At 69.9% G+C, this 9,370-nt stretch carries 9 protein-coding genes and 4 pseudogenes; 8 read left to right on the forward strand and 5 right to left on the reverse strand.

Annotation, left to right across the window (positions count from 1 at the left end):
- Positions 1 to 9: 9 nt before the first annotated feature.
- Positions 10 to 117: pseudogene (locus ALLO2_RS24355) on the forward strand (Ada metal-binding domain-containing protein); the annotation flags it as partial.
- Between the two features lie 7 nt (positions 118 to 124).
- Here the strand turns inward: ALLO2_RS24355 and ALLO2_RS11570 are convergent.
- The 3 genes from ALLO2_RS11570 to ALLO2_RS11580 form a co-directional block, all read right to left on the reverse strand.
- On the reverse strand, positions 125 to 373 hold the full coding sequence (locus tag ALLO2_RS11570; protein WP_232235041.1) for a hypothetical protein: 249 nt from the start codon (positions 371 to 373) through the stop codon (positions 125 to 127).
- A 20-nt stretch (positions 374 to 393) separates the two neighbouring features.
- Positions 394 to 786, reverse strand: a complete 393-nt coding sequence (locus ALLO2_RS11575) for a protealysin inhibitor emfourin (RefSeq protein ID WP_035731914.1) — start codon at positions 784 to 786, stop codon at positions 394 to 396.
- Between the two features lie 74 nt (positions 787 to 860).
- A complete protein-coding gene (locus ALLO2_RS11580) occupies positions 861 to 1,193 on the reverse strand; it encodes a YnfA family protein (RefSeq protein WP_035731916.1) in 333 nt (110 codons plus the stop codon).
- A 211-nt stretch (positions 1,194 to 1,404) separates the two neighbouring features.
- Here ALLO2_RS11580 and ALLO2_RS11585 point away from each other — a divergent pair, with 211 nt between their 5' ends.
- Both ALLO2_RS11585 and ALLO2_RS11590 read left to right on the forward strand, forming a co-directional pair.
- On the forward strand, positions 1,405 to 2,682 hold the full coding sequence (locus ALLO2_RS11585) for a thiamine pyrophosphate-dependent enzyme (RefSeq protein ID WP_035731918.1): 1,278 nt from the start codon (positions 1,405 to 1,407) through the stop codon (positions 2,680 to 2,682).
- Between the two features lie 101 nt (positions 2,683 to 2,783).
- Complete coding sequence (locus tag ALLO2_RS11590; RefSeq protein ID WP_011437173.1) at positions 2,784 to 4,529, forward strand: aldehyde dehydrogenase family protein; 1,746 nt, start codon at positions 2,784 to 2,786, stop codon at positions 4,527 to 4,529.
- 115 nt (positions 4,530 to 4,644) lie between these two features.
- On the opposite strand, the pseudogene ALLO2_RS27200 reads toward ALLO2_RS11590, so the two are convergent.
- Positions 4,645 to 5,121 (reverse strand): annotated as a pseudogene (locus ALLO2_RS27200) (acetoacetate decarboxylase family protein); the annotation flags it as partial.
- A gap of 250 nt (positions 5,122 to 5,371) precedes the next feature.
- Between ALLO2_RS27200 and ALLO2_RS11595 the strand changes: the two are divergent.
- Positions 5,372 to 5,833, forward strand: a complete 462-nt coding sequence (locus ALLO2_RS11595; RefSeq protein WP_232235042.1) for an LppP/LprE family lipoprotein — start codon at positions 5,372 to 5,374, stop codon at positions 5,831 to 5,833.
- A 162-nt stretch (positions 5,834 to 5,995) separates the two neighbouring features.
- On the opposite strand, the gene mce is transcribed toward ALLO2_RS11595, so the two are convergent.
- A complete protein-coding gene (mce, locus tag ALLO2_RS11600) occupies positions 5,996 to 6,421 on the reverse strand; it encodes a methylmalonyl-CoA epimerase (protein ID WP_011437170.1) in 426 nt (141 codons plus the stop codon).
- 400 nt (positions 6,422 to 6,821) lie between these two features.
- Here mce and ALLO2_RS11605 point away from each other — a divergent pair, with 400 nt between their 5' ends.
- From ALLO2_RS11605 to ALLO2_RS11620, 4 genes and pseudogenes are all read left to right on the forward strand, one after another.
- The gene (locus tag ALLO2_RS11605; RefSeq protein WP_011437169.1) at positions 6,822 to 7,256 is read left to right on the forward strand and encodes a MerR family transcriptional regulator; all 435 of its coding nucleotides are present in this window, start codon (positions 6,822 to 6,824) and stop codon (positions 7,254 to 7,256) included.
- Positions 7,257 to 7,467: 211 nt separating this feature from the next.
- Positions 7,468 to 8,010, forward strand: coding sequence for a MerR family transcriptional regulator (locus tag ALLO2_RS11610; RefSeq protein ID WP_011437168.1), 543 nt, complete (start codon positions 7,468 to 7,470; stop codon positions 8,008 to 8,010).
- 355 nt (positions 8,011 to 8,365) lie between these two features.
- Positions 8,366 to 8,937, forward strand: a pseudogene (locus ALLO2_RS11615) (IS607 family transposase).
- Positions 8,934 to 9,370: pseudogene (locus ALLO2_RS11620) on the forward strand (helix-turn-helix domain-containing protein); the annotation flags it as partial. The pseudogenes ALLO2_RS11615 and ALLO2_RS11620, both read left to right, overlap by 4 nt.

Here is a 9,370-nt window from a genome sequence, read left to right on the forward strand (position 1 = left end):
GGTGGAGTGATGACGGACCAGAGCCGCTACGAGGCGCTGCGTAGCCGGGACGCGCGCTTCGATGGCGCGTTCTTCTCCGCCGTCACCACCACCGGCATCTACTGCCGCCCGAGTTGTCCAGCCATCACGCCGAAGCGGGAGAACGTCCGGTTCTTTCCGACGGTACCGGGTCGAGAACGGGCAGGCGTGGTCGATCCTGGCATTGCGCGGCCAGGGTGTGCAGTTCGGTGGCGTTCTCGAACGTCAGCATCCAGGGGTAGCAGCGGCGTCCGAGCGTCCAGCTGGGACGGTCCCAGTGGTTGCCGGGTCGGTCCAGGCCGGCGAAGCGGTGCCAGTCGTCGACGACTGGGTCCGCGGTGCGCGAGGTGGTCAACCTCGCTGTCAGCGACACCGCTAGGGACGGCTCGCGGGCAGCAGCGGCGCGGTGCGCAGCAGCGCCAGCAGCGGGCGGACCTCGTCGGGCACCGGCTCGGAGAACGTCCGCACCGCGTGCTCCCCGGCCCGGTCGATCTCCAGGGTGTAGACGAACCGGTCCGCGCCGACGTCGCGCTGCTCCCGGGCCTCGGTGGAACCCCGAGCCTCGATGGAATCTNCCTGACCGGCATCCGCGGCGTCCGTTGTGGCCACGAGNCCGCCGNGGTGCACCGCCTCGCGGGCCAGGCGGCGCAGGTTCTCGGCCTCCTGCTCACTGAGATCGACCGTGTCCAGACCGCGGCGCACGCTGCGCCCGAGAAGCCCACCGGAACGCTCCAGCACGACCCGTACACGTTCCGCGGTGCGCGCCATGAGCCATATTGTGCGCCGTCAGCCGTCAGCCGTCAGCCGTCAGCCGTCAGCCGTCAGCCGTCAGCCGTCAGCCGTCACACGCGCCGGGCGTACATGATGACGGCGACGCCGAGCAGGCAGATCGCGGCTCCGGCGAGGTCGTAGCGGTCGGGTCGGAAGCCGTCGACGGCCACGCCCCAGAGCAGGGAACCGGCGACGAAGNCCCCGCCGTAGGCGGCGAGGATCCGGCCGAAGTGCGCGTCCGGTTGGAGGGTCGCGACGAAGCCGTAGGCGGCCAGGAACCCGATCCCGAGCCCCACCCAGACCGGCCCGCGGTGCTCGCGCACGCCCTGCCACACGAGCCAGGCACCACCGATCTCCGTGACCGCGGCCACCACGAACAGCAGCAGGGACCGGACGACGCCCACGTGCGTCACGATAGTCAGTATCCTCCCGGCATCGTCATCCTTCCGGCATCGCTCTGCGGCCTCGGAATCCTGTGGCCGGAATCTCGTCGTTACCGCGTCCGTGTTTTCACCCCGTCCGCACCGCGTAGTGTCGCATGGGTACACCGCTCTTTTTCGATGGTTTCCGATGGTAGGACGTCCTGCGATCTTCGGGTGGGGAGGGGTGCTCGGTATGAATGTCGTACGGGATCCGGAACTGATTACCGGCGGGCCGATGCGGCGGCTCGAACCGGATTCGGTGGACGGTCTCGCTCCGCATCGTTTTCCTGGCGCGTTCGGGGAGAACACCTCACCCGCGGCGGGTGAACTCAACGACGGCGGCATCCGACTGCTCGCCCCCGATGGTTCGCTGGTCGCCGATTCTCGGTTCTCGGTGCTCGCCGACCACGAGCTGCGCATGGAATTCTACACCTCCATGGTCCTGGCCCGCCNGCTGGACGAGGAGGCCACGGCCCTGCAACGTCAGGGTGAGCTGGTCCTGTGGATCCCGCTGCGGGGGCAGGAGGCTGCGCAGGTCGGATCCGCCGCGGCCGCGCGTCCCCGGGATTACCTGTTCCCCAGTTACCGGGAACACGCGGTCGCCTGGCACCGCGGTGTCCCGGCGGTCGAGGTGATTCGGCTGCTGCGGGGAGTGAGTCACGATGGCTGGGACACGCACCGTCACAATATGGCTAATTACACGATTGTTCTGGCGGCCCAGACGCTGCACGCCGTCGGTTTCGGGATGGGGGTGCTCCTTGACGGCGCAGCCGGCACCGGCACCGGCACCGGCACCGGCACCGGCACCGGCACCGGCGGTACCGGCGGCACCGGCACCGGCGGCACCGATACCGATACCGACATGGCGGTGATGGTGTATCTCGGTGACGGTGCGATGAGTCAGGGTGATGCCAACGAGGCATTCGTGTGGGCGGCGAGTTTCGGTGCGCCCGTCGTCTTCTTCTGCCAGAATAATCAGTGGGCGATTTCCACGCCGAGCCGACGGCAGTCCCCGGTGCGGTTGGCCCGCCGGGCCGACGGGTTCGGCTTCCCCGGCCTGCGCGTCGATGGTAACGACGTGCTCGCGGTGCACGCGGTGACCACTTGGGCGCTCGACCGTGCGCGCAGCGGTCGCGGCCCGGTGCTCATCGAGGCCAACACCTACCGGATGGCCCCGCACACCACCTCCGACGACGCGACTCGGTACCAGCCGCCGGACGAGATCACCGCCTGGCAGGCCCGGGATCCCATCGAGCGCCTCCGTCGGCTGCTCGCCGCCGAGGTCGAGGCCGGCTGGTTCGACGAGGTCCGCCGGCGGGCCGACGTCGCCGCGGCCGATCTGCGTCGGGACACCCTCGCCCTCGACCCGCCGGACCCCTCCTCGATGCTCGACCATGTCGCCGCGGAGGAGACGGCCGATCAGCGCCGGCAACGGGAGTGGTTCGCCGCGTACCGCGACTCGTTCCTCTGAGGATGATCTGAGGATGACGGGACTCGTTTCTCTGTGGGTGGCGGTCATATCCTCGCCGGGTAAGGGAAGGACGTTCCGCCACCCGCGGCGAGGAGCTCCCCATGCGGCCGACCCCGCAGAACCCGCAGAACCCGCAGAACCCGCAGACCGTAGCGAACCGGGAGACCGGGGTGACTGAGGGGGTCGGTCCGGCGGTCTACCCGGCGGCCGGCATCGGGACGCTCCTGTCGACGGATCCGGCCACCGGCGCGGTGGTCGCGAGCTTCCCGGTGATGGAGCCGACCCAGGTGCGGGCGGCCGTGGCGTCCGCCCGGTCGGCGGCGGGCTGGTGGGCGGGGCTCGCGGCGGCACGGCGGCGCGACCATCTGCTGCGCTGGGCGGCGCACCTCGTCCGTCACGAGACCGAGCTGATCGACCTCCTGCACGCCGAGAACGGCAAGACCGCCGCCGATGCCCGCATCGAGCTGCTGCTGACGTTGGAACACATCCGCTGGGCGGCCCGCAACGCCGCCCGCGTGCTGCGGACCCGCCGGGTGTCGCCCGGCCCGTTCCTGGCGAACCACACCGGACGGATCGAGTACCGCCCGTTCGGGGTCGTCGGGGTGATCGGGCCGTGGAACTATCCGCTGTTCACCCCGAGCGGTTCGATCGCGTATGCCCTGGCAGCCGGTAACACGGTGGTCTTCAAGCCCAGCGAGTACACCCCGGCGGTGGGCGCGTACCTGGTCGCGGCGTTCGCCGCGGCGAATCCGGACGCGCCGGCCGGGGTCCTGACCATGGTCACCGGCTTCGGTCCGACCGGTGCCGCCCTGTGTACAGCCGGGGTCGACAAGATTGCCTTTACCGGTTCGCCCGCGACCGGCCGCCTGGTCATGGCGGCCTGCGCGTCGTCCCTCGTCCCGGTGGTGATCGAATGCGGCGGCAAGGACCCGCTGATCGTCGCCGACGACGCTGACGTGGCCGCCGCCGCGCGGGCAGCGGCCTGGGGAGCGATGTCCAATGGCGGCCAGACCTGTGCCGGGGTTGAGCGGATCTACGTGACCGAGGCGGTCGCCGCGCCCTTCCTCGCCGCACTGCGCCGCGAGCTCGACGGGGTTCGTCCCGGTGCCGACCGGGACGCATCCTACGGTCCGATGACGATGCCCGGCCAGGCGGCGATCGTGCGCCGCCACGTGGCTGACGCGCTGGCCCGCGGCGCGACCGCCCTGATCGGCGGGACGGAGTCGGTGGGGGACACCTTCATCGAACCGGTCGTGCTGGTCGACGTGCCGGAGGGCAGCCCCGCCGTGCAGGAGGAGACGTTCGGGCCGGTCGCCACCGTCCGGACCGTCGCCGACGTTGACGAGGCCGTCACGCTGGCCAACGGCACCCCGTACGCGCTCGGTGCGACGGTTTTCTCCCGGTCCCGGGGAGACGAGATCGCCAGCCGGCTCGACGCTGGGATGGTGTCCGTCAACGCGGTGCTGGCGTTTGCCGGGATGCCCGCCCTGCCCTTCGGGGGCAGCGGCGAAAGCGGGTTCGGCCGGGTGCACGGCGCGGAGGGGCTGCGCGAGTTCGTCCGCCCCCGCTCGGTCGCCACCCTGCGGATGCACGTGCCGGGAGCGACCCTGACCACCTTCCGCCGGACGCCGGGTGCGCTCGCCGTCACCGCGGTGACGGCGCGGCTCCGGCACGGCGGCGGCTGGGCCGGCTGGGCCAGCCGGGTGGCCGGGCGGGTCAGGCCGGTCGGCGGGGCGGCCGGGCCTCTCGACAGGCCCCTCGGCGGGCACGTCGGGTCGGACGAGGGATTCCGTCCCGGCCGGCTCCGGCTCCGAAAATCATCCGGAAGTCGTCCAGACGGACGGTGAGCCGAGGCCGGTGCCCGGTGAGGAAACCCAGCGGACCCTCCGCCGCCGGGTCCCATCGTGACCGGTGCAGGGCGAGCCGCCCGGCCAGCCGCACCGGGCTCACCCGGGGCTGACCGTCGAGATCCTGCACCACGCGGAAGCGGACCGGCCACCTGCCCGGCAGCCGCCGTCCCCGGCTTACCGCCGCGGCGACGATCGTCCCGGTGGCGTCCCGGGCGTGCAGGTGGGTGCCGTCGGCGTCCCCGGCCGTTTCCGGTCGTGTGGACGTGCCCGGTCGTTCGGTGAAGACGGCCAGTTCCTTGGGAATCCCCCACAGGGCGCGACCGCCGACCTGGGATGCCGGGCTGTCCACCCAGATATGCGGGACCGTCACGCGCAGGTGCCGCCTGTGCCATACCAGCAAGGCGGCCATGACCTCACGGTAGGCGAGGACGCCACGCGGATCGTAGCGAACCCAGACGGTGGCCACCGGGACCCGGCCGAGAACGGTCACCGCCCGGGGGAAGGCGCCGGCCAGCGCCGCGCGGGGCACGAACCAGACGGAGACGACCATCCTACCGCGCAGCTCCCAGGGTTCCGGCGGGTACGCCACCCACCGACACTAGTGCCCCCGACAGTGCCCCCGACAGCACGGCTTCCCGCCCGTTCCGGTGTGGAGCCCGCCAGATCCGCCGGCCGGGGGACTGACCGGTTCGAATCGGGCGACATACCGGCCATACCCCCTAGCTGGTCGGCGCCCACCGAAGAGGGCATCTAGGTTGGGCCGGGTCGGCACGGAAGTCGGGTCAGCACGGAACCTGGGAGGTCTCATGGCGCTACGTCGCGGACTTGCCGTTTCAGTGATGATCGGTACGTTCACCCTGATGGGCGGGATCGCCGGAACAGCCTCCGCTGCCTCGTCCACCTCCGGCGCGCCGGCGCTGGGCATCGCCAACGCCGCGGCGGTGGTCCGATCGGCGGGGTACACGCCGATCGTCCTCGGCGGTTATGACCGGAGCAACGATCTCAGCGTGATCGTCGGACTGCTGTCGACATCCGGGGACGGGCATCCGCAGCGGGCGTTCTTCTTCCATCGTGGCCGGTTCATCGGCTACGACTCGCCGCAGCCGAGCGCCACGATCCGCTGGATCTGGTCCACCGACCGGGTCGTCGCCCTCCAGTACGATCTCTACCGGCCAAGCGACCCGATGTGCTGCCCGACAGCGGGTGGTGCGACCGTGCGTTACCAGTGGAACGGTTCATCGGTGGTCCCGCTCGATCCGGTCCCGACCGCGAACGTGTCCGCCGCGAGAAGCCGCCGGTGATCCGCGACCGGTGATCCCCGGTCCATGATCCGCCATGGGCCGGGGCCGTCGCCGGGTGCCGCCGGGCGCGCCGCCGGGGATTCATCGCCCCGCGCCTTCGCTGCCCCGCCCGGACAGGGGCCGGTCAGGGGATGGCTGCGACGCGGGGTCGTCCGGCCCGGCTCAGTGCCCCTCGGCGGCCTCGACGAGTTCGGTGAGCACGCCTCCGAGGCCCTTGGGATGGATGAACGCGATCCGGCTGCCGGCGGTGCCGTGCACCGGAGTCTTGTTGACCAGATCGAATCCGGTCATGGTCAGGGTCGCCAGGGCGCTGTCGATGTCGGCGACGCCGTAGGCGATGTGGTGGATGCCCGGCCCCCGCTTGGCCAGGAACTTCCCGATCGGGCTGTCCTCGCGCAGCGGTTCCAGCAGCTGGACGTAGGAGTTCCCGGTCTTGCCGCTGTGGACCAGCAGCATCGCTTCGCGCACCCCTTGGCGCTCGTTCTCCTCCTGGTGCACGACCTCCAGACCGAATGCCTCCTCATAGCGGGGGATGGCCTCGGTGAGGGAAGCCACCGCGATCCCGACGTGGTCGATCCTGGTCAGCACAGCCGTCTCCTCGTTCTGCCGGCCCGCGATCGGGGCCTGTCCGCCGATGTCCCACCGCCCCTGGCGCGAAGCGATGGGGTCCGCACTGAGCCTGCCGGTTCACGATCCCGGCGTCGACCGATCGGCCCCCGTGACGTGAGTGGAGTCCGCGGACGTGGGGTGACGTGGGCGACCCGGGCTGGGCCCCACCCTGCCCGCTGCCTCGCCAGGGGTCCACGCCGCCGGCGTGGTTGTGGATGTTGCCATGGGTGGGCGTTGTTCTTCCAGTGTGCTCACGGTGTGGCGGTGTGGGGNTNGGGGNCTAGTTGCGGNCTCTGTTNGAGTCTCCGCAGGACAGGCCGTAGAGTCGAGTGTCAACCATTTTAGCCCGAGTCTTCGAGGCACGAACGTAAGGGTTACGGTGTCCACGACGCGTCGCGATCGTTCCGCGTTCCGCGCGGCCCGCGGAAACACCCGTCAGATAGGTGAGGTTGCCGAGCGGGTCGGGCTTTCGCTGCGCGCGGTCCGGTACTACGAGGAAGCCGGACTGCTTACTCCCGCCGGACGTACGCCGGGTGGCTTCCGTCTGTACGACGACGAGGCCGTCGATCGGCTGCTGGTCATCAAGAAGATGAAGTCGCTGGGGTTCACGTTGGAGGAGATGCGGTCGCTGTTGTCGGTGCGCGACGAGCTGTCGGATTCGACGATCTCCGAGAGTCGGCGGACCGAACTGCGCGAGCGGCTGCATACCTGGGTCGTGCTGGCTGAGGAGAAGCTGGCCACCCTGCGGCAGCAGGCGGGAGTCGCGGAGGACTTCGTCATCGGCCTGCACGGTGATGCGGATCGGACGGTATGACGGACTCGTGAATCCATGGTCACCGATCCGGGGTGGCGGCCGGCGCTCGGGCTCCTGTGGAGCAACCGGAGTCCGTTGGTGACCGACGTCACGGTCGGCGTCGGCCGTGGATTACTAGATCTTTACCGGTCCTGTGTAGCTGCGAGTGGCCGATACTAGAGACGCTTGACACTCGAATACCAGTCGCCATGCTCACGTGATAAGGGTTGAATTGTCCATAACCAGCAGCGCCGGGTCTTCCGCCGATGCCCGTGACGGCCGCTACCGGATCGGTGACGTTGCCACCCTGGTGACCTTGTCCCTGCGTACCGCCCGCTTCTACGAGGATGCCGGCCTGCTCGCGCCGGTAGGCCACACCTCGGGTGGTTTCCCGCTGTACGACGACGACGCACTCGACCGGTTTTTCCTCATCAAGAAGATGAAACCGCTGGGGTTCACGCTCGAGGAGATGCGCTCTCTCATCACATTGCGTGAGCGGATCAGCCAGCCCGATCTTGCCCCGGATCATCGCAGGGAACTGCGGGAACGGTTGAGAACCTGGGTTACCCTGGCCGAGGAGAAGCTCGCATCCCTGCAGGAACAGGTGCGTCTCGCCGAGGACTTCATGATTGGACTGCGGGACGATACCGCCCGGTCGCTGCGGGAAAGTCCGGATCACCGGGACGTTGCCGATAAAGACGATCTTGGTCCCGGTCGCCTGGACAGCTCGTTCCTCGATTTTCTCGATGATCCCTTCGGGCCCGAGGAGAACTGACCCGGCCCGGCATCACGAGGCACAGCGCCCCCACCGGCCTGGCCGCGGTGGCGTGACCTCATGTCCCGTGGCGGTGGTCGAGCCGCGCTGCTGGAGATCGGTGACGGTCCGGGACTGGGGTTCGTCACCGAACTGCGGCCTTCCCGGGCAGGGACACCCTCCGGCGGTCGGCTCGACACGGGTCGAGGGTCGGCGGGTGCCGCCTGGGNGGACCGGACGATCCGGCGGGGGNGCCACGGGATCCGGGACCGGTCGGGCAGGCGTCGTCGTCCGTATCCCCTTGGGGTTGTTAGCTGTTGTCGAATCGGCGTCTGATGGCGTCTGATGGCGCCTGATGGCGCCGTATAGTGGCCGTGTGAACCTTAAGGAGCGGGCCGCTGCGAACGGCGTCGGGTACACCACGGCACGCCGCTGGTACCGCGACGGCTTCCTCCCGGTCCCTGCCCGTAAGGTCGGCGGGCTGGTGATCGTCGACGAGCCTGCCGCCCCTGTCCGGCAGGTTGCCGCGGTGGTGTACGCGCGGGTGTCGTCAGCGGACCAGCGCTTCGACCTGTCCGGTAGGTTGCCCGCGTCGCGATGTGGTGTGGCGAAAACGGTGTCACGGTCGGTCGGGTCGTTACCGAGGTCGGTTCCGTACTCAACGGTCACCGGCGGAAGTTCCTCGGCCTGCTGCGGGACCCGGACGTGTCGACGATCGTCGTGGAGCACCGGGACCGGTTTGCCCGGGTCGGCGCCGAGTATGTCGAGGCGGCACTGTCCGCGCAGGGCCGACGCCTGCTCGTTGTCGACTCCGCGGAGGTGGACGACGACCTTGTCCGGGACGTCACCGAGATCCTGACGTCGCTGTGCGCCCGACTGTATGGTCGTCGCGCCGCAGCCAGCCGGGCCGCCCGCGCGGTCGCCGCCGCCATGGAGACGGACGGATGAAGACTTTCCAGGCGTACCGGTTCGCTCTCGATCCAAACACCGTCCGGCTTGCCGCTCTGCGCCGGCATGCCGGGGCAGGGCGGTTCGCCTACAACTGGGGTCTGGTCCGGGTGAAAGCCGCGTTCGCGCAGCGCGAGGCCGAACAGTCCTACGGGCTGACCGGTGATCTGCTCACCCCGGTGTCGTGGACGCTGCCCGCGTTGCGGCTGGCCTGGAACGCTGCGAAACACAAGCTGGCCCCGTGGTGGGCGCGGTGCTCGAAGGAGGCGTTCCGCGCTGGCCTGGATCAGCTTGCCCGGGGGTTGAAGAACTTCACCGACTCCCGGTAAGGGAAGCGGAAGGGCCGGCGGGTCGGTTTCCCCGGTTCAAGAAGCGCGGGAGGGCCCGTGACTCGTTCCGGTACACCACCGGCGCCTACGGTCCGGCTGGGGAT

This window comes from Frankia sp. Allo2, from assembly GCF_000733325.1.
GTDB lineage: Bacteria > Actinomycetota > Actinomycetes > Frankiales > Frankiaceae > Frankia > Frankia casuarinae.